Raw genomic sequence first — 25,226 nt, 5'->3', positions numbered from 1 at the left:
TTTATTGAATGTGGATAAATTTCAATCTTTTTCTTTGTTAAATTACTGACTTTAAATACATTGTTTAGCCAAGATTGTAGACTTTAAATAATTACGTGCGGGGACTTCTACAAATCTATATGTCAATGATGCAGCCAATAAGACAATCATAAGAAATACTCCTAAAGATGTCAACGATTGATATTCTGTGAATTCTTTGCCAAAAACATTGTGAAATTTATAAAACCAGAAAAATTTTAACAATTCTTGAACAAACCAATGAACCATATAAATTGAGTAAGATATAGTCCCGACATATAGCATTAACTGTGAATTGAGAAACTTTGATATTAGACTTTTGTTGTTGATAGATACAGATAAAATCAGTAGAGAGAAAGCTGGTAAAATTAGCCAATCATGAATGTTACGAAAATTATGCCAGTAATAATGCATAATCAAAATTATCCAAGTTATAGCTATAATTGCTAGAAAATTAAGATTAAAATACTTTTGATAATTACCTCTATGATAAATTTTATAGGTTATAACACCAAGGATGCATTCTAGCCCACATCTAGCTATCGAAGGTATACCAATAATCGTATCTAAATTTCCACGGGTAAAAGTGATTAGTAGTAATATAAAAAAGAGAGTATAAATATAAATTATTAAATCGGTTTTAAAATTATTTTTTAATAAGAGTAATAATAACAATGGAAATATACAGTAAATGAAAAACTCTACACTTATTGACCAAGCTGGCTCATTCCAATAGGTATTACACCATAATAAAGGTAGGCACTTTAGGTCAAATGCTTGGAGAAGAAAAATATTGGAAAAAAGAGCCGTTAAGTTAAATTTACCAGTAAAAGCAGAAGTGCTTAGAAAAAATAATTTTACAACCTCTAATCCAACAAATAGAAAAATAATAAATATATGCAGAGGATAAATTCTTGCAAAACGCGAGAATAAATATGAACGATAGTTCTTTAAACTGACTTTTAAACAAAAAGTATTGGCATAAACATGGGTCATAATAAAACCACTCAGAATAAAGAAAAAATCAACCCATAAATATCCATTCTGAAAAAAATTAGTATAGGCTGACAAAGTTGAACCTGTTTTCGGTAAACCGTAGTAAGAAAAATGGTGTACAACAACAACCAAGGCTGCAATACCGCGTAAAGAAGTGAGCGATTTGATGTGTTTATACATTGATATTTTTAGTTTTAGTTTATATCTATAGCAATCCTATTTAAATTGTAAAAACTATTTTTAAAACTAGACGCGTAGTTGATTTATGTCGGCGGCATGAAGGATGTAATAAGTACTTATCTTGTATAAAAATAAGCTTCGCGAAGTGCCTAAAAGAAAAGATTTCACAAATGATTTAGAATTGCTATAGAACACCGATTCAGTATTCAGGCTAATTAATAATTAGTCATTTAAGAAAAATTAGATTTTTTTCACAATCTTGTTGATAAATTGCTTTAACTTTCCTTCAATAGATTTTAGTTTTAATACACCAGAGCGCAGGATCATAAATTTACTTTTCGGTCGGCGATCCGATAAAAGACCCAGAGCAAAAATTTTGAGCCGATCTTTCAAAGCAGATTTATCTGGTGAAGTGGGTTTTAATCCCAGTCTGCGTAAGTAACTGTTGACTTGATATATTCTGGCTTTGAGATCGTAAGGTCGCAGATAAAAGAGGATACTCAAAGCTACAGAAACATTATTACTATTTTTGGCCCAATGGGGTGCCAGTATCGGATGATGGAGTCCCTTACCTGGTTGCAAATGGTAAACAGTCGCTTTACTCTGATTCTCCTCTTTATAATTTGCTACATTCAGGTCGCCTACATAAAATTTTTCAATCTCCTCTTCGCTCAGTACAGAACGATCGCTTTGATTGAAGAGGCTCATATCTTTCTCGCCCTGAATTTGAAACAGGAAATTCAACTCACTATCGATATGGTAAGGTGTAATAGAATTTGGGGAACCAATAAAGATGTAAGCACCTAGCCACGTCATCTGCTTACGAAGGGGTTTACCTGTAAGAGTTTCGAGTTCAGTTATAATCTGGTTGACCAGGGCAGCATATTCTGGGTCTGCTTGAACATCTTCAAGCATGACCCAAGAATCCGATTCACCAATATGTGCGATCGCCTCGTTAATGTGCTTGATTCCAGGTCGCTGATTCCACTTTTGCTCAACAGGAACTTTGCTGATATAAGACTGGATTTTATTTGTTCTTCCCTGACTTAGCATGGTATTTGCAAGCTCAACTAAGCGGGGGATCTCAAATAAAGGATGTCCTGCAAGGTTGTGCGAAAACATGAAGTGAGAAGAGTTGAAGTTTTCCCGAAAGTTTGAAACATCAGTTTCAATGATTTGTTCAGGAAGCTTCGGATCGCACTTAATAGAATTCGGTTCAAGTAGATTATCAACTGACATACAAAACCTGGATGGATGAGTATTTACTATTTGCAAAAATTACTGAAGCTCACTACACTTTCTATACACTCGATTTTTTAAAGCACTTCAGAAAACACTTGCGACTTGTAAATATTTCCCAGGACGCTCGATATCGGGGATATACCAGGCGGGGTTCCCTTGGGGATCTCGTCCTAATTTGGCATTAGGTTGCGGAGGACGATTGCGTAGGCTGTTATTGGTAACTTCGCAGTTTGTTACTTCTTTTGGCGGTGCAGACAAGAAGCCAGCAGACTGCATTTCAGCAATACTTTCTTTAAAAGCTGCCATTACAAAAGCCAGATCAGCTTCGGAATGGGCTGTTGTCAAGAAGCAAGGACGGTGATCCCAAGTATGCACTCCCTTATCCCGCAGCAAGTAAAATAGTAAATCTCCGTAGGCGAACTCTGGTGCAGATTTCACCATGAACAAGGAGCCGAAATTATAGGCTGTGAACGGTGCTTGAACTTGCTGGAAATAGCCCATAAGTTCCGCTACAAACTTATCGGTTCTGGCATTAAGATTTTGCTGCAAGCTGGGGCCACTCTGTTTTAAATGCTGAAGTACTGCTTTGGCGGCTGCTAGTGCGAGAGGATGGCGGACGAATGTGCCAGCAAAGTAAGTCACGCCTACTTCTGGAACGGAGTCATCGCCAAACTGCCAAAATCCACCGTCCAAAGCATCCATATATTGTGATTTGCCAGCAATGACTCCAATTGGTAGCCCACCGCCCACAATCTTGCCGTAGGTTGCTATGTCCGCCTTGATACCGAAATGTGCTTGAGCGCCACCTGGATGAATTCTAAATCCGGTAACGATTTCATCAAAAATTAGGGCAATCCCAGCTTCTTCGGTGAAATCACGCAATTGCTGGAGGAATTCTTTGGGCTGGTATTCAGGGCGACGGCTTTGCACGGATTCCACCATCACTGCTGCTAACTCATCAGCCCGACTTCTGAGGATTTCTAGAGACTCAGGCGAATCGTAATCTACCACCAAAATGTTCTCTACCATTTCGGGTGGGATACCAGGAGCAGCAGGAATTGACCGGAGTTTTTTTGTACCCCGAACAATTACTTCATCCAAAATACCGTGATAAGCTCCAGAAAATATAGCGATTAAGTTACGTCCTGTGATGGTGCGTGCCATCCGCATCGCTCCTAATACCGCTTCCGAACCTGTGTTGCAAAAAGCTGCTCGGTCAAAGTTGGTCAACTCACACATCAGCTTCGCCACTTCTCCAACCAAGGGAGTTTGCGGGCCAATTTCCATGCCGAGTTTGAGTTGTGCTTCAATTGCTTCGGTAATGAAAGGTGGCGACCAACCAAACAAATTCAAGCCAAAGCCATTGCTTAAATCGACATATTCATTGCCATCAACATCCCAAAGTTTAGAACCAGATGAACGAGACACCACGATGGGATAAACCATCTCTTTCATCGTCGGGTTAAACCCAGAAACAGTTCTTGGGTCTGCCAAATAAGGGCGATGAGTTTGAGTATATTCTTTAGATTTTTGAGTCCGTTTTGTATATCTTTGGATAATTTTGTCTAGATGAGTGCGTTGTTGCGCTGTCAGAGTTTTAGTTTGGGTCTTTTCAATTCGAGCCGCCGCACCAAATGCCTTTTTAGCACCATTTGACTCTGTTTCTACTGATGCTGATTCTTTGCTGGTTTGGGTTGGGGGGATAGATACAGCGTTTTGTGGCTTGACACCATTATTTTGAGATGTCACCACAGGTACAACTGGGACTGTTAAAGATTGACTGCTATTACCCAATAGCGCCAATTGCTGGCTCATAATTTGTAGCTGCTGATTAATCACACTTTCTAGGACGTTACTAGATGCAGCAGGTTGCAGGGAAATCTGAGGTGCAAATCCATTTGATCCATTTGTATGAACTTCATGCACTACCAAAGTGGGTGATGTGGTTGCAGGTGGAGGTTCTGGCAATGGTGCTTCTGGAATTGGGTCTGCAACGGTTTCTATTAATCCTAGTGCAGATAAAGTTTCGGGAGACAAGGCTTGATTGATCAAGTCAGCCAACGTTACTAAGTTCGGGCAAATTTCTAGTAACTGCCTAAGTGTTACTTTGACTTTAAATTTTTTCTTCAAAGCTAACCCGACTTGCGTTAGAGATAAGGAATCTAATCCCATTTCTAAAAATGTTGTCGAGTCGTCAACACTAGCAATTTCCAATCCTGATGTTTCTTCGATAACTTCTTTGAGCAGAGGAATAAGCTTTTGCTGAGGGTATGTTGTCATAGTTTGGGTCTTTTCTAATAAATGAGGATTTAAAAGTTTGGAAGTTGCTGCACGATTGGGATGAGGTGGAGGATCAATCCAGAAGCGTTGGCGCTCAAAGGGATAGGTAGGTAGAGGAATTCGTTGTCGCGTTTCCCTTTGATAGAAGTTGCTCCAGTCAATAGATACTCCTGCTAGCCACAGTTGTCCTACTGCCTTGAGTAATGCTGTCCATTCGGCTTCGTTCTCAGCATTATCACTTAGAGAAGGAATGGCTATCTGTTGTTTAATATCTTTTGCTTGTTGGCGGGCTAAGGTGGTAGTTGTGATTCGTGGCCCCACTTCTAACAGTACGCGCTCCGGTTGCTGCCATAGAGTTTGTACGCCCTCCGCAAATCGCACAGTCTGACGCAGATGTGTAGCCCAATACATCGGATCAGTTGCTTGTTGGGCTGTAATCCAGTCGGCGGTAACTGTGGATACAAAGGGAATTTGGGGTGGCGATAATTTAACCTTTCCAACTACCTCAGCAAAGGGGGCTATGATGCTATCCATCATTGGGGAGTGGAAAGCGTGGGAAGTGTGTAAATGGCGACAGACAACTTCTTCGCTTTCTAATTGTTTTTGTAGAGCCGCGATCGCCTCTGTGGGGCCAGAAACTACACACAGGGAAGGGCCGTTAATTGCTGCGATCGCTAATTCTGCACTCAATCGTGGCTCTATCTGTTTGGCTGGAAGGCGCACCGAGAGCATCGCCCCTTCTGGTAACTCCCACATGAAGCGACCGCGATTTGCAACCAACATCAGCGCATCTTCTAAGGTGAATACACCCGCAATACAGGCGGCGACAAATTCACCAATGCTGTGACCAATCATCGCTTGGGGCTTGACTCCCCAACTTTGCCACAGTTGCGCTAAAGCATATTCAATGACAAATAATGCTGGTTGAGTAAAGCAGGTTTGCCGCAGAGAGATAGCCGCAGTTTCGCAATCGCTCGGTGCTGGATACATGATTTCTCGTAAATCCCTACCCAACAAAGGTTTAAGGATTTCAGCACATTCATCTACTACCTCCTGAAACACAGGTTCGCGGTTGTAGAGATTCAGTCCCATGTCTACATATTGCGATCCTTGTCCAGGGAACATGAAGACAACGGCTGGATTGCGGATTTCTGTATGCCGGGTATTTACTTGATTTGGATCTAAAGATTGCAGCGCTGCGATCGCATCTGTGATGTCGTGACAAACTATACTGCGTCGGTAGTTGAAGGCTTTACGCCCTCGCTGTAAAGTATAAGCTACATCAGCTAAGTTAATTTCGGAATTATACTGCAAATGTTGGTGTAAATTCGCTGTTGCAGCCTCTAAAGCTTGACTAGTTTTTGCCGAGAGCAACAATAGCTGCTGTGGGCGCGAAGATCCTGAACTTTGGATTTGTGGCGCTTCTTCTAGCACAATATGAGCATTAGTCCCACCGACACCAAAAGAACTTACACCGGCTCGTCGCGGAGTTTCACCTTCTGACCATTCGGCTAGTTTGGTATTTACATAGAAGGGGCTGTTGGCAAAGTCAATTTTGGGGTTGGGAGCCTCAAAATTTAAACTAGGTGGAATCTTTTTATAATGCAGGGCGAGAGCGGTTTTAATTAAACCTGCGACTCCGGCCGCCGCAACTAAATGTCCGACATTGCTTTTAAGAGAGCCGATCGCACAAAATTGTTTAGCATCTGTATGTACTCGGAATGCTTGCGTCAGCGCTTCAATTTCAATCGGATCACCTAAAGGTGTAGCTGTACCGTGAGCTTCAATATAAGAGATGGTTTCTGGGTGGAAGTTGGCATAAGCTTGGGCCATTGCAACGGCTTCTGCTTGTCCGTCTACGCTGGGAGCGGTAAAGCTTACTTTATCAGCCCCATCATTATTAATACCAGAACCACGAATTACAGCATAGATGCGATCGCCATCATTAAGCGCATCTTCTAAACGCTTGAGGACAACTACTCCTGCGCCATTATTGAACATTGTGCCCTGAGCGCTGGCATCAAAGGGACGACAATGCCCATCTCCAGAGAGCATACTGCCTTCTTGAGTCATATAACCGCTGTTTTGAGGTGTAGTCATAGATACACCACCGGACAAAGCCAAATCGCACTGATAGCTGGTTAAGGCTTGACAAGCCTGAATGACTGCTACCAAAGAAGTGGAACAGGCTGTATTGACGCTGACGGCTGGGCCTTTAAGGTTGAGTTTGTAAGCCGCACGGGTTGTCAAAAAGTCTTTTTCATTGGCTAGCATCGTCTGAAACTCGCCGATGCGATCGACAATTTCCATACGTCCAGAAATGTGGCTAGCAAAATAAGTATTTTGACCGCAACCAGCGTATAAACCAATCAAACCCTCGAAAGATTCTGATTCATAACCAGCATTTTCTAGAGCTTCATAAACCAACTCTAGAAAAACTCTGGCTTGTGGGTCCATAACCACAGCTTCCAGTGGATTAATGCCAAAGAAGGCAGCATCAAAAGTTTCTCCCCCAGAAATAATTCCTCTAGCTTTCACGTAGCTAGGATCTTTACAAAGGTTCGGATCAATACTAGGGTCTAGTTCGTCATCTTGAAAGAAAGTCGTTGATTCTAATCCGTCACACAGATTGCGCCAAAACTCATCAACATTTCCAGCCCCAGGAAATCTTCCTACCATGCCAATAATGGCAATACCATCATTAGGATCTTGGTTATCGGATGCTTGCATATTTACCATTGCTTAACACCTTGTTGATGATTACGACGACGAGTCCGAGCTGCTTGTTGGCGTTGGGCGCGATTTTGCAGCTTGTCAGAAGATGGTTGGCTATTCTGGTTGGAATGCAAATAGTTTGCTAAAGAGCCAATCGTTGAATACTGAAATAACTTCACAGCAGATAGCTCAATACCAAGTTCCTGTTTTATTCGCGCAGCAACTTGGAGAATTGAGATTGAAGTTGCTCCCAAATCAAAGAAATTATCATCAATCCCAACGCGATCGATTTTGAGCAGTTCGGATAAAATACCTGCAAGCAGACGTTCTAAATCGGTTTGGGGAGAAATGTAAGCTTGTTCCAGTTGTGGACGTTCTCTACTTGGTGCTGGCAATTTATGTCTATCGACTTTACCATTGGCAGTCAAAGGCAGTGATTCTAACATCACAAATGCTGATGGCACCATGTAATTAGGTAGTCGCTGTTGTAAGAAATCACGTAATTTATTGTGCGTGTATTCACTGTTATAGTGAGGAACAATATAAGCTGTCAACTGTTTTTCACTTGTGTCATCCTGACGAGCTAAAACGACAATTTCCCGAACATCAGGATGTTGTGCAATTTCCCGCTCAATTTCACCTAGTTCAATTCTGAAACCGCGAATTTTTACCTGATTGTCAATACGACCTAAGAATTCAATTTTGCCATCTGGAAGATAACGAGCTAAATCTCCAGTCTTGTAAAGGCGCGTTTCTAAATTGCTATCAAATGAGTGAAAAATAAATTTTTCGGCAGTCAAATCGGGACGGTTTAAATAGCCTCTAGCTAATCCATCACCACCAATGTACAATTCGCCAGTTTCTCCTATTGATACTGGTTGGAGGTTTTGATCTAATATATAAACTTGGGTATTAGCAATTGGGCGACCAATAGGAATAGAAACATCTGGTTGCAGTGGCGCTGTTATAGGATGGCAACAGGTAAAAGTTGTATTTTCAGTTGGCCCATAACCATTAATTAGCTGACAGTTGTGCACTGTTTGCAGAAACTTCTGCACATGTGGAATAGATAAGACATCACCACCCGCTAAAAGTTGACGCAAGGATTTCAAAGCATCTATTTTTTCATCCACTATCAGGTGGAATAAACCGGCTGTCAGCCAAAGAGTAGTAACTTGATATTGCTGAATAATCTGTCCTAATTCTTCTAAAGATGGTGTATGAGGAGGATAGATTATTAATTGCCCACCGTTCAGTAAGCAACCCCAAATTTCAAAAGTTGAAGCATCGAAGGAAATAGGAGCAAGTTGCAGAATTATTTCTTCAGCTGTGAGGTGAGCATAATTAGTTTCCTTGACTAATCTAACTACACCACGATGGATAACGCTAACACCTTTGGGTGTACCTGTAGAACCTGATGTATACATGACATAAGCCAAGTTATCAGCAGTGACACTAGTGTTTAGGTTCTCTTTGTGATTTTGGGAGATTGTATTCCAATCTGTATCTAAACAAATTACAAATGCTGTATGAGTAGGTAATTTTGCAACTAATTCTTTTTGAGTTAATAGTATTGATACCTGGGTATCTGATAGCATGAAAGCTAAACGTTCTTGTGGATAACCTGGGTCTAATGGTACATAAGCTCCACCTGCTTTAAGGATAGCTAAAAGTGCCACAATCATTTCTAAGGAGCGCTCTATGCAGATTCCTACAAGAGTTTCTGTTCCTACCCCTAGTGATTGCAGATGTTGTGCTAGTTGATTAGCACGACTATTCAAATCTCTATAAGTAAGATGCTGATTATTAAAAATTAGTGCTACAGCATCAGGCGTTTTCTCTACTTGTGCTTCAAACAACTGATGAATAGACGCTTGTTGAGGATAATCAGTTTGAGTATGATTCAACTCTATTAGTAGGTTATTTTCAGATTTTTTCAAAATAGTTAATCTTAAATTATCTCGTTCTAAGTTGTTTTCTGATGATGAAAGTTGACCATCATTCATCAGTAATTCATTTTTATTTTGAGCCAATGAATTAGTTATTATTTTCATTTTTAAGTTGAAGAAAAATACTTATATCAATGAATAACAAGGAATTGGGTGTATTTAAATTTAAGATGAGATGTTTATTTTCCGTATTTAGAGAAACAGATAAAATAAAAAGTGGTAAAGCATTTTTATATATTTATCTATTAGTGTTTACACGTAGAATTGATGGTTACATTGTTAGCTTTAAAATTATATTAAAAGATTAATTTGACAAAAAATTATGCCGCAATCCTACAATATTTGTGTGAAAGGGCACTGACTCTAAGATTTAGTTCTTTCATTCTGACCTATTTCCTCCAAATCGTAGTTATTTTCAATACATCTTCATTGAAAATTAAAACTTTAGAGATGTTTGCAATGGGAATATTAACTGTACGTAGGCTTATTTTGAGAGAATAAGAAGAATTAATACCTTGAAGAACAAGGAATACTGCGATTTTAGCAACTGATAAGTAATGTAACCCCTTCGAGGTAGATTGGACTCCAGCGAAACGAGAATAGGGTGAGCATTGTAATGCCCACCCCAGAATAACGAACTATTTGCTGTAGTCTACGTAATTGAAAACCACTGTTTCAACTGATAGTTATTTCTGCCACGCTGCACTAGGTGAACAGACTAAGCCACAACGCTAGCAGAGAAAACGAAGTCATTTGCAGTCAGGCTAGTTGCGGTAATTTGCAGTAATGAAGCCAACTCTGTATTTCCGCTTTTTACGATAGTGTCAGCACCCTGTTGCAATAGGGTTAGGGCACTAAACTGAGTAACACCAATACCGCCCAGCCCGATTTTATCAATGGCGATCGCAAAATCAGTCACAATGTTCTTGCTAGTTGGCAGACTGGCGTTAGCAATCCAGAATTGGTCAGCACCAGCAGCACCACTCAAGCGATTACCACCCTTTTGACCAGCAAATAGCACATCATCACCATCGCCACCAAACAGGGAATCATTCACGCTGGAGAAGAGTTTATCATCGCCAGAACCACCATACAAACGGTTATTGCCACCGTTGCTGGTGAGGGTATCGTTACCTGAACCACCGAAGGATAATTGACGTGAGCCTTCAACTACTGTCAAAGTATCATTACCTGCTGCTCCAAGTAAATTATTAGTACCATTGGCTTCAACTACGGTAATTTCGTCATTACCATTGCCACCATCAGCACTAGTTTTGTTAGCAGGGCCATTGGCACCAATCAAGACTTGATCGTTACCCTCTCCTGTGGAGACTGAGGAGTCACTACTTACCACCACTGTGTCTTCACCATTTCCAGTCTGGATTGTGTTACCTGTAGTACCCGTTACAAAGTCTGCTCCGTCACCTGTGAATAAGGTTTGATCCGGCTGAACGGTAATATCATCGCTGCTAGTGGAGCCAAAATTAATTTCTTCAGCTTGAGGTTGACCTAAACCAGCTGCAAGGTTAAGGGGCTTTTCCAACTTCAGCAGTAGAATTTCGTTGTTGTCTATGACTGGATTCTGAGGATCATTACCAGGACGACCTGTAGAGAAGGGATAATTGTTGTCATTAGCTACCAAAATGGTGTTTTTGTCAACAACTAAAACATTTTCAATGGTTACAAACGGGAAGTCAAAGGTGGTTTTGCCATCTCCATTCAGGTCGTTGGGGTCTTGGATGTTTAACAAGTCTGCAACTTCTTCTTTGGCTACATAGCCATTAGAATCTGTTTTCGACAAGTCAATTTTGTAGATTCTCTTGAATTGAGCAGCAGTTCCTTGACCACCATCCCGCTCAACGACTAAGTACTCATTGTCATTAATGACTGCTAAATCCCCGATCGCATACGCGGGATTTTCCAACTTGTAGTAAAGTTTATTATCGGTGTACTCGCGGCTGGCAATATCAAATTCGTTAATCCGCAAAGCACCAGCAGCATCACCTTGAACCGTACCCTCTAGCAGCATATAAAGCTTGGTTTTGCTGGCGTTAATTGCTCCACCCTCAAAACCTTTAGAGCCACCTAAGTTAGCAAAAGTATCTCCTGAAAGCACATCGGGGTTTTGTGGCGATCGCACTAAGTTATTCTGAGGATCGCTCAAGAAATCTCGGACTTTATCGCCTGTCTCTGGGAAGTCTGTAAATAGTGCATCTACGCCTAATTGATAGAACTGCTGAAATTCTAGTTCTGGATTACCTTTGTAATCTGCTGCTAAATACAGGTCTTCATCGCGAAAGGTGTAAGGATGAACCTGTAAACCTGCATTGTGAGCATCTTGAATTAAGGTAGTGGGAGCTAACAGCGTTCTGTCAGCATCATTTACTGTGCCGTCGTTGTTGATATCATCTGCCAAACCATCGTTATTAGCATCAGTACCTTTGACACTGACAATTAACCGCTTCCAAGGGCCAATGCCATCAGCATAGGTAGCGATTTCAGCCAAACCTTCTGGAGTCCGTAAATCACCATAAGTGCGAAGGTCGCCACTGACTTCAAAATCATAAGGCTGAGTCTCTATGATCTCACCGTTTAGCTCAATTCCAGCTGCATCTAGAAGTTGAACCAGGGGAATATCTACACCTGCATTAGGCATAATGCGATCGTGGAGATCCTTGAGATTACCAACTTCAAAGGATTGGATGAAGATCCGACTGGGATCGGTGAAGTTCTCAGCCTTGAGTGTATCGATTAATATCTCGCTGATGTTTCGGTTAATTTTGTTCGTAGTGCCTACATAAGTAGCTTCTTCGGCAGAATAGGTAGGATGCTTAGTTTCGGGATAGATGCCAATCTTTTTACCTGTCTCGGCTTCTACTTCCTTAACCAAGTCGATGATTTCGGCGAGGGTGGGAATTTCAAATTGACCATTGAAGGATTGGTCGCGGAAAGGTACACGCTGTATCGCTCTTAAAGTCTTGATTTCTTCTAAAGTAAAGTCTTCAGCAAACCAACCTGTAATTTCAGTTCCATCTAGACTGACTGTTTTCTTGCGATCGCTAAACTGTGGATACTTGGTAACATCGTAAACGTCTGTGGTTGTATTGCTTAAATTAAGAGTGCCATCAGCATTCAAAATTGCCAAAGCAGGTTCATGACGAGCAATCAACACGCCATCTTTTGTAACTACTAAGTCTGGCTCAATAAAGTCAGCACCGTCTTCAATTGCCCGTCTGTATGCCTCTAAAGTATGTTCTGGGAGATCGCCACTTGCACCTCTGTGTCCAATAACTTTAGGTGCTTCTCCATCTAAAGTTTTGAATTGGTCAGGTGTAGCAATGGGAGCTTCCAACAACTTACCACTGGCATCAAAATGCAATAGGTAAGGGCCAAACTCTTCTCCAACCCAGATTGTGCCGTCTTTATCAAAGACGAATGACTCGACATCAAAATCTGCGCCAGTCAGTAATCTTCCAGTAGTTCCTTCATTCACAATTTGGAAAGGAACTTTGTTGTTAGGGTCAGACAGTTGAATGTAATCTAAAACTTTAACAGTGCCATCGCCATTTTCTGTTCCCTTAAAATTCGGGTCTACACGATTGATTCGTAACAGGAAGTCTTCACTATTATCTTTGCTACCGTAGCCATTATCTGACAGGAAGTACAAAGAGTTGCTGTTAGCAAATTGAACACCGCTAAAACCCTGAATTGGCTGTCCAGGGAAAGGCCCGGTTCTGCCATTGGCTGAAATTTCTGCACCAGAAGCAGGCCCATCACTATAGGTATCAGCAGGTAAAGAAGCAAAACCTACTAACTCAACTTTTGGCTTTATTGAAGCAAACATCGTTTGGTAGATGTGGGTTTGATCATTTAAACCCGCAATTCCTGGAATATCAAAACCGTAGGCGTTATAACCTTGACCTACCAAGCTATTTAGAACTTCAGAACCAGCACCTTGGTAGTAAACAGGTACGGGACGGTTTGTGTGAGTTCCCCAACCATACTTGACGGTAGGATCTGACCCCCAGTAGTGTCCAACTTCTGCTGGAGTATCCAAATTGGTTAATGCTTCAGCACCTTGATTTTGTACTACAGTCGGAAAATCACCGTCGAGAGTCAGGTAGTGATCGTGATCAGCAGTAACAATTAGTAGGTTTTCATCCCAACCACCATTGTTATTTATCCAGTCAATCGTTGATCCAACTGCCTTATCGAAGTCCAAAGTGGTGCCGATCAAGTTGTCCATGTTGTTGTCATGGGCAGACCAATCAATATCGCCAGCCTCTACCATTAACCAGAAACCATCGGGGTCTTTACCCAATACATCTAATGCAGCATTTGTCAATTCATTGAGGGTTGGATTTTCGTTAACCTCTTTGGCAATGAAAGATGCGTCCGTTTCTCCAGGAAGGAGTGGGCGTGTGGTGTCGACTTTGGTGTTATCACCTTGGTTAGTGAAAACGCTGAACATATCTAAACCAGTGGTGCTGTAGTCGCCGTTGGCAGAACTTACAGGCAAGTTACCATTTTGACCACGCGCACCGTATAGACCGAAAAGGCGATCGCCTTTTTCTGGATCGATTGTCGCCGCAGTTTCAGCTAGTTTCTGGGCGGCATTCTCACCCCGCTCTAAAAATGTGTAATCGTAGAGGTTGTTTGTTGGTTTAGTGCTAAGTTCTGTGTAGGTAGATTGGCTAATATATTCATTGCTTGTATTCGGCTCAACCTCGGATGGTAGTAAGTCTCCAGGAGCAGAGAGTGGGTGTCCGCCACCAAGTAATACTGTTGGTTGATAGACACGGAGTTCCTGTTGCAGAATGTTGTCTAATGCCGGATAGTCATCATCATACTTATTGCGACGGTTAACGTTGGCAGCAGCGGCACCAGGTGTTGCATGGTCAATGGGAACTGAAGTCACCAAACCAGTAGATTTACCAACTTGGTTCGCCGTTTTGAGAATTGTTTCTAGAGGATTCTCAAAAATATCAACGCCAATAGCGCTGTTGTAGCTCTTGACGCCAGTGTACAGAGTTGTTGCGGTGTTTGCCGAGTCAGGATAGCTGTACTTAATATATTCAGGATCGTTACCGGGAGTCCAAGGGTTAACACCACCTCTAGTAGGGTCATAACCTACTAGATTCCCAACAGCACCATCACTGACTTTTGCGCCACCTGTTGGGGTATTACCTGGGTTAAAAGTTGGATCAAAGGTGAAACCAGGACGAACCTGGCTCTCTCCGGTAATGGGATTGGTATCGTCAAGAGCTGAATTACCAGTGCTAAAAACTCCATCACTACCAGCGATCGTTGTCCCGTATGTAGTTGCCAAACCGTAGCCTTGGAGTGTTTGAAAGTTGAGTCCTTGTCCCTTACCTTGTGTATAAAAATCACTTAGATTAGCGCCTGTCTTACCATTTTGAATCTCTTTATAGATGGACGCAGCACGAGCCATTTCCCAGCCCATACCATCCCCAATCATAATGATGACGTTCTTAGCCATGAAAGAGAATCTCCCTGTGTTTAATTGTTGAGATGGTCTTCGCTCTAGTGAAATCAAAAAAGCAATATGGTGAGGAAAAACTAATAGTTTTAGGCTGCAAAGATGTAATTTACTTGTAAGCTTTTTGAGTCTTAACTATTAAATGTAAACTACCACTACAATTGATATTTCACTAGAGCATTTTGGTATCAAAATTAACGATGAAAATTGCATAATAATTAACATACATACCCAAAGTTGTGAAAAAATTGTGGGCTGGTTAAGAAATCTTGTATTGCAATCTTTTAGCTAATGTGTTATGTACAAAATCATGCATAGTTTTGATGATCTAAAAAAGTTTTTGGCGTCAGATACTCATTTATTTCTAATCTTTATCTTTAGACACTTTCGCAATAATTAAATACAGCTTCATTAACTTTGACTGTGTAATGAAGCTGTAAAAATCACGTTATGCAAACAAGCTAAACTACACTAGCAGAGAAAACGAAGTCATTTGCTGTGAGGCTAGTTGATTTAATTCCAACTAATGAAGCCAATTCTGCATTTCCAGTTTTCACTAAGGTGTCACTACCCTGTTGCAATAGGGTTAAAGCACTAAATTGAGTGACACTAATACCACCAATTCCAATCACATCAATTCCTGGAGTAAAGTCAGTGACGATGTTCTTGCTATTTGGCAGACTGCCATTAGTAATCCAGAATTGGTCGATATCAGCACCACCACTCAGGCTATTACTACCCTGTTGGCCAGCAAATAGCACATCATCACCATCGCCACCAACCAGGAAGTCATTGGCATTAGAGAAGAGTTTGTCATCTCCAGAACCACTATAGAGACGGTTATTGCTACCATTACTCGTCAGGGTGTCATTACCTGAGCCACCGAATAATGATTGACGAGAACCTTCAATTACCGTGAGAGTATCATCACCTGCCGCTCCAAACAAATTATTACTACCACTGGCTTCTACCACAGTAATAAAATCATCACCAGTGCCACCATCAGCATTGGTATTTTGAGCCGGGCCATTTTGACCAATAAATATGCGATCGCTACCATCTTCCCCGGAAACTGAAGAGTTATTCCCTGCAAGCACTGTGTCATCTCCGTTTCCAGCCAGGATTGTGTTACCTTCAGCACCTTCTACAAAGTCTGCTCCGTCACCTGCATTAAAGAATTGTCCTGGCTCAAGATTGACAGTATCGCTGTTGCTAGAACCAAAACCGTTCGGAAAAGTAGGTTGTACAGTTGTCAGATTATTAGGTAATTCGAGAATAGCGAGTTTTTCAGCAGCCGTATTACCTGTAATGTTGAAGTCGTTGTCGTTAAGCAAGGCTAGAGTATTGGGTGCTACCAATGCTAGACCTTCTAATTTTTCCACCCCGGTGTAACCCAACTGAGCAGCATTAGCAATCAAACTCTTGCTGACAGGGTTAATATTGGCAGTAGCTAACTCCGCAGAGGTAAGTTGTTCAATAGTTTTACCAACTGGCAAGGTAAAGTTAGCAGGGTTATTGATGTTGGTCGCGCCAGCTAAATCAATTTGGTAAATTAGTTTATTGCCAGCAGATGTACCATTGTCGTCTCGTTCAACTACTGCAAATTTGCCGTTACCCAAAGAAACTGCATCGCCAATCTTATCGGTTCCTGGTAGACCTTCTAGGCGATATAAATACTCTCCTGTTACCTGCTTGCTGACAATATCAAACTCTAGAATTCGGAGATTGAGAGAAGCTTTAGAAGTCGCATCATTGGCGACATCTGGATTATCAATTGGACTCTGAATAAAGGCGTATAATTTATTACCTTCTAGCGCTACAGCTTCAAATCCTCGGTTATTGCGGCGTTGGGCATAAACTGCTGGCAATACCTCAGTGCCAAAAGTTCCATCTGGTTGATCTGGGTTGGGTGCTGTGGCAGTTCCTTGAGGGATAAAGCGATCGCTCAGTTTACCATTAACATCAAAGTGATAAATTGCCGGACGGTACTCATCTACCAGCCAGTAATCTCCATTTTCTGCAATTACAATTCCTTCTAAGTCAGCACCTAAAGGATCGTTAGCTAAAACATTTTTGTCTAAGTCAACGGCAATTTCATCTGTGTAGGCTAAACCGTTTCCTACACCTTGCAAATTAGGCAATCCCGTTAATGGGGTCGTTCCATCTTGGCGAAATAATCCTGTTCTGTTGGTAATGCTGATTTCACCTGTGGTGCGGTTGAGTTCAAAGCTAACTATTTCTGGCTGGAAGTCGGGTAATAAAAATGGTCTATTTACACCATCAGGTTCTCCATTGGGTCCACGATCTGTGTTGGTGACAAATTTCAGGTTGCCATTTGCTGCAAACCCTTGGAAATATAATCCAGAGAAACCACCCAAGAAAATATCTTGATTTTCAGAGGTTGTACCTAACTTGGGTAAGTTTTCAAATTCATAGATAGTCAGCTTGGGTTGAGCAACAGGATTGCGCGGATCGTAACTAGTAGTGTCGATATTTAGAGAATTAGGGAAGGCATTGGCAATATTTTCCCAAGGTACCAGCTTGAAGTTAGAACTAATATTTTCCTCTTCACCTTCATCACTAACTATTTTGGCAGGTTCATTAGAACCATCTTGAGTGACAAATAAACCAAATGGAAAGTTAGGCCCCAGTGGCACGTTAATTACATCTGCACCGTCTGACTCTTGTACGCTGTCAATTGGCCCATTGTTACCAATGGCAAAGTTACCCAGGTATTCGTTGTTACCTTCACGAGTGTAAGCAACAAAAGTGTTGTCGCCTTGGCTAGATGCTAATAAGTAGCCTGTGCCATTTTTGCCGTAATAAATCGTCAGTCCTTCTACGTCATCGGTAAGGTTAGTACCGCCTAAATCTCTGACTTGATCAATTAACTTACCAGTTGTGCCACCGTTTGGTTCTGCTTGGAACTTCCAAATACCGACATTTTCCTGGCCCATGTAGAGGAAGCCAGTTTCTTGGTCTACCACCATACCCTCAGTTTGAGGATCGCGTCCCTCAATTGTCGGTACAGTGAATTCCCGCACCCGTTCAGCCCCAATTTTGCCATTACCTTTGTCAATCAGTTTAAACTGAGCCACATCTCCAGTTTCTCGGCGACTGGTAAAGACATAGTAATCATTGGTGATGGGGCTTCGGTATAAAGTAAGCCCGTAAGCACTCCGGGAAGATGAGGAATAAGGTTCTGCAAAAGGTGCTGCTTGGAAGATAGTACCAATATTGCTATCGGTGATATTTTCCAGGTATTGTCCGGGGGGGGAAGGATTGGGGTTAATTTTGAAGATTGCTAGTTTGTCGTTGTTGCGATCGCTAGCTACGGCAATATCAAGAGATTGATTGCCTAATTTAAAACCGTATTGCAGATCAATATTGTTGTAGCGAATGCCACCGGGATTAACTGTTTGCAACAAATTACCAGACAAGTCATAAACCCGTAGTCCGGCATTTTTGACTGAAGTTAATACTAGACTATCGGCAGAATTTGTGGCATTAACATAGATCGCAGGATCATCAGCATCGGCACGTTGATCTACTGGGAGTGTTTCATCGTCCAACAAATCGGGACGGGTTTCTAGTGTGGGTGCAGCAGTTGGAACTAAGTCTGCATCCAAAGTCAGGATTTGGGTAAATTGGCTTTGGTTAAAGTTGTTATCACTCACCAGCACAATCGACTGGCTACCATCTGCTAGTTTGGGGCCAAAGGTAATACCCTCAATGTTATCTGTACCGTTAGGTAAGTTTAAGTCATTTAAATTCAACAGCAGACGTTTTTGAGCGGGTTTGATAGTAGCTAATTGTTCAGTACTCAAATTATTGAGAGAATCGTAGAAGCTAATATCTGTTGCACCTTGCAAAGAAACTTCGTAGATTTTGATTGTGTTGCCTACACCTTGTGCAAAGGAACGTTCTAACGCTAGTAATGTGCCACGATTATCTATTGCTAATAAATCTGTCAAGCCATTGTCAGCAAAGCCTGTGCTAGGGTTGGGCGCTTCGGAAATCGCATCCGTAATGTAGAGGTATTCTTTTTCTGGTTGTCCGCTAACCAGATTGTATTGCAGAATTCGGGAAGGGCTGCCACTACTGAGCGAAGCCCTTAATCCATCTTGGGAAAGCGCGTTTTCAGTGGCGGTGAATAGGGTTTTCTGGTCAGGTGTGATGGTGAGGCTTTCAAAGGCTAAGTTATTGTAAACACCTGATGTCTGCGTGTCACCTGCATCGATAATACCGTTGCTGTTGGTATCTTCAACTACTGGTAGGAATTTGCTGGGGACAAATAGCGATCCTATTTCTTGCCCTGTTGTCAGGGAAAATTCCTTAATAAAGGGATCGCTAACTCGACCTGCACCAGGATTAACTTCACCTTCAGAAGAGATGAAAATAGTCTCATTGTTAGTTAAAGCAATGCCTTCTGGGTCAATACTAAATGTTGCAAATAAATTGCCATTGCTATCTTTCAGGGGCGTGACATTGGTAAAAGTCACCCCAGTATCAGTAGTAAAAGTATAGAAGCGGGCGGGGCCAAATTGCGAGCGATCGTCTGAGATTGCATAGTAGCGGTTGTTAACTGCATCGTATGTGACACCAGAAAGTCCCCCTAATGGAGTCGGTGTTCCATTCACAGTTCCCGCCGTGCCAGCAGGAATAAAGCCTGTGGCAAAAGTACTCTGTCCCACAAATCTTACATTGGGAATGGTTTTACCTGGTTCCATTGCTCCGGTTTGCACATCTGCAAATACTAAACGATGGTCAGAACTGGGGAAGGGAAAAGTACCTACCAAGGGAAACGTCGAATCAGTATTCAGAGGCCAAAATACTCCTGAGTTGGCAATTGTCAAATCAGCCGAGGGTAGCACATAGTCAGTCCGCAGGTTTCCGGGAGTGTTATCAGCAAAGTCTGCGGTGTCAAAACTAGGATTACCCTTTTGGCTAGCGTTTGCACCAGTTTGTAAGTCTGCTTGTTGGAGCGCACCCAGACTGGTAGGGATGACATTAGTATTGATATTGGGATTTTGCAACAGTTGGCGAATAGCGTTGTCAAAACTATCACCATCCAACGGATCTGCATTTTGGTCGCCCACAATCACAAAGCTCGATCCAGCAGCAATACCGCCAGTTTTACCCTCATCATCGTAAATGTAATTACCATTACCAGGAGTAATATAGTCTGCCCAAAACCGGATCTCGTCATGGTTGCGCTTACCGTTACGGTCTTCCGCGCCATCAAAAGTTGGGGGTGTGGGGTGGCTGGCGAGGATGTGAATTATCTCGCTGTTTACCTGGATGGGTACATCCCAGTGACTTTTAGAAGAAAGGCGTAGAACTGCCAATTCCTCCTGAGAATACCAATCATTTGGCTGTGGTGTTGTCGGATCGTCAGGAAGCAAAGCATTGGGCATATCCTTCCAGAGAAAATTTTGAAAGGTGCGGATGTTGGCTGTGTCAATGGGATATTTGGACAATAGCAACATCCCGTATTGACCAGGGAAATTCCCGAATCCGAAAGCATCATCGCCGTATCCGGTTGCGCCTGTGGTTGTAACTACTGTGCCGTTGTTGTTTAAGTCAAACCCAGAGGCAATACCCGTATTGGAAGGAGCGATGTAAAAGTAAGGGTAGTCAACGGGTGTTGTACCATTCTGGCTGACGGCTAGATAATTTTGCCGGAATAGTTGAACTGCCTCCGGGGAGTAGTCAAACTCGTTAATTAGCAATACATCCGGGTTATTACGCTGGATAATTTCTGCAACTGCCTTTGCTTGAGCATTGTCAGGAGTAGACAAATCGCTGACTAACTGACCTTCGGCATTACGATTCAAAGAAGCGTTGAACTGAGAAAAGCGAATTGTATTAGTAGTTACCATGTTTAATTCTGAGATAGATTCTAGACATGAGACTGCTTTGAACATTGGGAATAGGGAACCGCAGAGGCGCAGAGTACACAAGAGTTGTCGGAGTTCGATTAAATCTGCGTTAAATAAAGACGAAACGAGTATCTGTTGCCAAATTTGTATTGCGGTTTAACCCGTTTTCTACAACAGCAATCAATTCCGTTCCATTGTTGGTGAAAATACCTACAGCCGATCTCACTGACCCTAGTGAGTAATTGTTAGCAACTCCCTGAAGCTGAATTAGATCGTTTGCTTGAAAGTTGAGAATCTCGGCATAATCATTGTTGCGAGAACTGGTATAGAAAACTGAAGTGGTATCACTTAAAACGTAAGTATCCGTACCTTGTTCGCCGTTAAGGAGGTCAATTTCGTTTGTGCCACCGCCCCAACCAATCAGGCGGTCATTGCCATTACCCCCAGAAAGTCCGTCACTGCCAAATCCACCTAAGATTGTGTCATTGCCATCGCCACCAAGGAGTACATCTATGCCTCCCTTACCATCCAGGTAATCATTGCCTGTTCCACCGTCGATTAATTCACTGGTATTAGTGCCGATGACGCGATCGCTCCCTGCAAGAGCATTGACTATGTATTTGTTCAAACCAGTAAGTTCGCTGACAAAGATGATGTCGTTGCCAGATGTCGCCTTGTTATTGGCAACAGTCAAGTCAAAGGTATCGCTAACATTAGCGCCTTTAGCATCAGCAGCGGTAACTGTAACTGCGAAAATGCCGATTTGGGAGATAGTGCCGGATATCACACCTGTGTTGGCAACGATACTAGAACCAGTGGGTAAACCTGTAGCACTGTAAGTCAGGGTGTCACCTGGATCTGCATCAGCAAATTTGTTACTGATATTGAAAGAAAAAGCTTTATTAGTAGAAATGATTTGGTCGTCAATCGGCTGTACTACCGTGGGAGCATTGTTTTTAGGGAGATTAAACCGAGCTACGCTAGGATCGTGATCGCTATCCTGATCGGCAAACTCTGAGTTGATGTGAACTACATCATAACCATCCAGCTTGTTGAGCAAGTTGTTGCTAACTAAAACGTGGTCAAGGGTTTGGGCGTTACCTTCAAAGTTGTAGGTGTAACGCTCATTTTGCGGCAGAGTTTCAATTAAGGAAGTCAGCCCGGCGCTTTCTAGGGTGCTGACGGGGTTGGAAAATTCAAAGTCATTTAAGTCACCCGCCACTACGACATTGGCATTGGGAGCGATCGCTAAAATAGACTCGACAAAGTTTTTCACCAGGGTAGCTTGTTGCTGGCGCTGGGTTTCACTACTGAGAGTTGGTGGTTGATTCGGCCCAAATAATGGTTGGTCGCCACCTTTAGAATTAAAGTGGTTGCCAATTACATAAACAGTTTCACCGTTGAAAGTAAATTCACCAACTAACGGCTTACGACTACTGGTAAAGGCAGAGTTGGTGGGGTCGATTAAACCAGGACTATTAGAAACTGTAGGAATACCAGAAACATTGGTAACTGTGGTGCTGGTGGTGGAAGTACCACCAGGGCGATCTACAAAGTTGACACGATTGGGATTAAATAAGAAACCTACCCGGATATTTCCACCAGGTTCACCGCCGTTCGTATCGTCTACTGGGTTAACTTGGCGATATTGATACGCGGGGCCACCAGCAGCAGTAATTGCATCAATTAACTTTTGGAAGGTAGTGCTGGCATCAACTACGCTATCATTTGTCGCACCGTTATTGTCCTGAATTTCTTCGAGACTAATGATATCTGGTGATTTAAGATTATTAACAATGCGGTTAGCCAGGTTGTTAAACTTGGTTGGATCGTCACCTGGATCGAGATTTTCGACGTTGTAGGTAGCGATCGTCAGTTTGTCAGTGGTAGAAGTTAGGTTAGTGACTTCTTTTTGAATGTTACTGTTCTGTACTACCGTGGGAGCAGCCGATACTAAAACTTCATAGTTGTTAAAGCTATAGTCAACGACACCAACAATAGTGCTAAGTTGCGTACCAACATTAACTTCAGGTAACACTAAAGAATTGTTCAGATCATCTATCTGAATCCGCTCAGGATTGAAGTCTGAAGCACTAATCAGGCTCCCACCGCGAACCGTTCTACCCGTGGCATTTGCGCCATTGTCTGCTAATACCCAAATTTCCTCTGATGTGCCAAAGTTTGCAGTGGGTGAAGTGGTAATTGGGTTATTCACCTGTACCAACATTCCTTCTAAGCTTTCATAGAAGTCGATGCCATCCTGAGCAGGATCGAAGGTGGTTGTTCCAGTTTCAATATTAGCGATCGTGTCGTTATCGATTACCGTTGTCGGAATAGTTCTGCCACCATTACCAAGGATTGTAGCAGTGGGTAGATCATTGCCACTAGAAACGGTAACAATTGTGGGAGTGGTAATTTGCGTTTTGGTTAAATTATTGGCATCGTTGCCAGGACGAAACTCTGTAACTGTTCCACTGACTAATACCGAATCGCCGACGGATACGGTTGGCGCTGATGATGTGAAGACGAAAATACCTTCAGAAGTGCGATTGTCGTTGTCTGGAGTGGGGTCTTGCAAGTAAAAACCGTTACTTGCTTTCACTGTGACAATTCCCGCTACATTGCTGACAGTCTGATTTCTAAAGGATGAGATATGTGCCGTTCCCTGAATGTCGCTAATCCGAACGGATGGAGTTATTTCAAACACCGCAATTGTCTTACTGACTTCGGCCGTAGTAACTAACAAAGGCTTGCCTGTGGGACTATCAGCCGACGAGACAAAGGTTAGCCCTTCGATCGCAGTATCTTCAGGAGGGTTAATATATTGAACAAAGCTTGGCTTGTTGGGATTTGTCACTTCGTAGACAATGACATCGCCAGTGCGTTCTAAACCAATAAAAGCATAGGTGCGGTTGTTGATAACTCCAACTACCACGCCTTCGGGTTCAGGCCCTTTATTATCGCTGCGGGTGTCAAATGTATCAGCCGCACCATCTGAGTTAAACAGAGTTGGTACTTTGGTCGCGGTAATTTGTTCAAATTGGTCGCCACTATCAAATATTTGATTACCGCTTGCGTCCCAAATCGAAAAGGAACGCGCCCCAAATGCTTCGATGCGGTCAAAATCTCCGTCTCCGTCAGAGTCTCCTGTGGCATTTGTAACGGTTAACCGCCCCAGGTTGGTGTTTTGCTTCAGGGTAGCCGCATTGGGGAAAACAGTTGGATCTAAAGCATATCCGGCTGCGCCAACCCGGATTTCCTCACTAAAACCAGTATAATCGCGGGAATCTCCTTCGTTCGCGGTGATGTAATAGGTTTGTCCGTTGGCACTGAAGCTAGCGATCGCATCGGGTTGATATAACCCAAACACCGGCCAATTCTGAATATTGATTTTACCATCGCGATCGCTAGCATCTAATCCGTTACCTGGGAGATTGTAATTCTTCCTACCCAGAGGCAAAATATCGGTGATGGTGGCGCTGGCAATATCCAGAATAGCGATCGCATTATTTTCTTGCAAGGTAATGCGTGCAGTTTGACCGTCTGGAGATACAGCAATATACTCTGGTTCTAAGTCTTGTGCCACCGTCGAGCCGGGGCCAGTAATCCGTACACCTGCGGCTTTGAGTGTGGCGATCTGGCTATTGAAGCTTGTAAATGAGGCTTGGGCAACGGTTGCATTCGCCACGCCACCGGAAATATCAATAATGCTAACTGAACCTTCAGGATCTACCGAATTTGGTTGCCCGTAGCTGTTGGGTTCTCCCTCATTTGCTACTAATACCTTCGTGCCATCGGGCGTAAAGGTGAGCATATCGGGTAATGCACCCACCGCCACCGAGTTCAAAAAGTTGCCATTGGCGGCATTGTAAAAACTCACCTGTCCTGTCTGTTGGGCGTTTGTGCTGGTGTTTTGAATGGCGTAGGCGACTGCGACAATACCATTTTTCACCGCAACGCTGTTGGGAATAGCTTGTGTCCCTGCGGGAGGCGTAAATCCTGTTGTCAAAGAACCAGCTAAGGTTAGCGTCCCTGTATTGCTGACATTATAAATTTCAACTATGCTGCTAGCAACCACAAATAAGCGATCGCTTCCTGAATCAAAGGCGGATATTTCGGCTCCATTAGTACTGGTGAAGCTGCCAACTTTCTGCAAAATGCTGGAGTTATTGTTGGTCGCAATATCGCCTTGTGTCAAAGCCATTAATAACGTCTCCTTCAATTTATTTTGTATTGTTTGAAAATCGCCTGAAAAGCTGATGCTCAGTAATAATTTGCAAACACAATCTAGTCACATTGACAATCGCAATATCACTATCAAGAAAAACTATTTTGTAGTCAAAAAATCTACGGATTTTACTGATATTAATCCATATTTAACAACCTCAAGTTATCTCAGCAACGTTAAGAAACTGCTAGCAAAAGGTTAAAAGAATAAATAATATACAGCTGGATTTAGATCCT

At 42.5% G+C, this 25,226-nt stretch carries 7 protein-coding genes; all 7 read right to left on the bottom strand.

Annotated features, from left to right (window positions below; all coding sequences use genetic code 11):
- Positions 1-51 precede the first annotated feature (51 nt).
- Complete coding sequence (locus RMX69_RS14655) at positions 52-1,194, bottom strand: acyltransferase family protein (protein ID WP_289798929.1); 1,143 nt, start codon at positions 1,192-1,194, stop codon at positions 52-54.
- Between the two features lie 240 nt (positions 1,195-1,434).
- Positions 1,435-2,433 carry a cupin-like domain-containing protein gene (locus RMX69_RS14650; RefSeq protein WP_289798928.1) on the bottom strand — a complete coding sequence of 333 codons (999 nt, stop codon included), beginning with the start codon at positions 2,431-2,433 and terminating at the stop codon, positions 1,435-1,437.
- An 87-nt stretch (positions 2,434-2,520) separates the two neighbouring features.
- The gene (locus RMX69_RS14645) at positions 2,521-7,446 is read right to left on the bottom strand and encodes an aminotransferase class III-fold pyridoxal phosphate-dependent enzyme (protein ID WP_322637883.1); all 4,926 of its coding nucleotides are present in this window, start codon (positions 7,444-7,446) and stop codon (positions 2,521-2,523) included.
- Positions 7,447-7,448: 2 nt separating this feature from the next.
- On the bottom strand, positions 7,449-9,485 hold the full coding sequence (locus tag RMX69_RS14640) for a non-ribosomal peptide synthetase (protein WP_322637882.1): 2,037 nt from the start codon (positions 9,483-9,485) through the stop codon (positions 7,449-7,451).
- A 613-nt stretch (positions 9,486-10,098) separates the two neighbouring features.
- The gene (locus RMX69_RS14635) at positions 10,099-14,880 is read right to left on the bottom strand and encodes an esterase-like activity of phytase family protein (RefSeq protein WP_322637881.1); all 4,782 of its coding nucleotides are present in this window, start codon (positions 14,878-14,880) and stop codon (positions 10,099-10,101) included.
- Between the two features lie 461 nt (positions 14,881-15,341).
- On the bottom strand, positions 15,342-20,762 hold the full coding sequence (locus tag RMX69_RS14630) for a phytase (RefSeq protein WP_322637880.1): 5,421 nt from the start codon (positions 20,760-20,762) through the stop codon (positions 15,342-15,344).
- A 109-nt stretch (positions 20,763-20,871) separates the two neighbouring features.
- Positions 20,872-24,966, bottom strand: a complete 4,095-nt coding sequence (locus tag RMX69_RS14625; protein WP_322637879.1) for a choice-of-anchor I family protein — start codon at positions 24,964-24,966, stop codon at positions 20,872-20,874.
- Positions 24,967-25,226: the final 260 nt, after the last annotated feature.

Origin of the sequence: Nostoc sp. EspVER01, assembly GCF_034530635.1 — a bacterium.
Lineage (GTDB): Bacteria > Cyanobacteriota > Cyanobacteriia > Cyanobacteriales > Nostocaceae > Nostoc.
This window is presented reverse-complemented; position numbering and strand designations above follow the sequence as displayed.

What these genes read in the sequence shown, in the direction of transcription:
- RMX69_RS14655 (WP_289798929.1), bottom strand. Translation starts at nt 1,194, where the DNA reads ATGTATAAACACATCAAATCGCTCACTTCTTTACGCGGTATTGCAGCC.
- RMX69_RS14650 (WP_289798928.1), bottom strand. Translation starts at nt 2,433, where the DNA reads ATGTCAGTTGATAATCTACTTGAACCGAATTCTATTAAGTGCGATCCG.
- RMX69_RS14625 (WP_322637879.1), bottom strand. Translation starts at nt 24,966, where the DNA reads ATGGCTTTGACACAAGGCGATATTGCGACCAACAATAACTCCAGCATT.
- RMX69_RS14630 (WP_322637880.1), bottom strand. Translation starts at nt 20,762, where the DNA reads ATGGTAACTACTAATACAATTCGCTTTTCTCAGTTCAACGCTTCTTTG.
- RMX69_RS14635 (WP_322637881.1), bottom strand. Translation starts at nt 14,880, where the DNA reads ATGGCTAAGAACGTCATCATTATGATTGGGGATGGTATGGGCTGGGAA.
- RMX69_RS14640 (WP_322637882.1), bottom strand. Translation starts at nt 9,485, where the DNA reads ATGAAAATAATAACTAATTCATTGGCTCAAAATAAAAATGAATTACTG.
- RMX69_RS14645 (WP_322637883.1), bottom strand. Translation starts at nt 7,446, where the DNA reads ATGCAAGCATCCGATAACCAAGATCCTAATGATGGTATTGCCATTATT.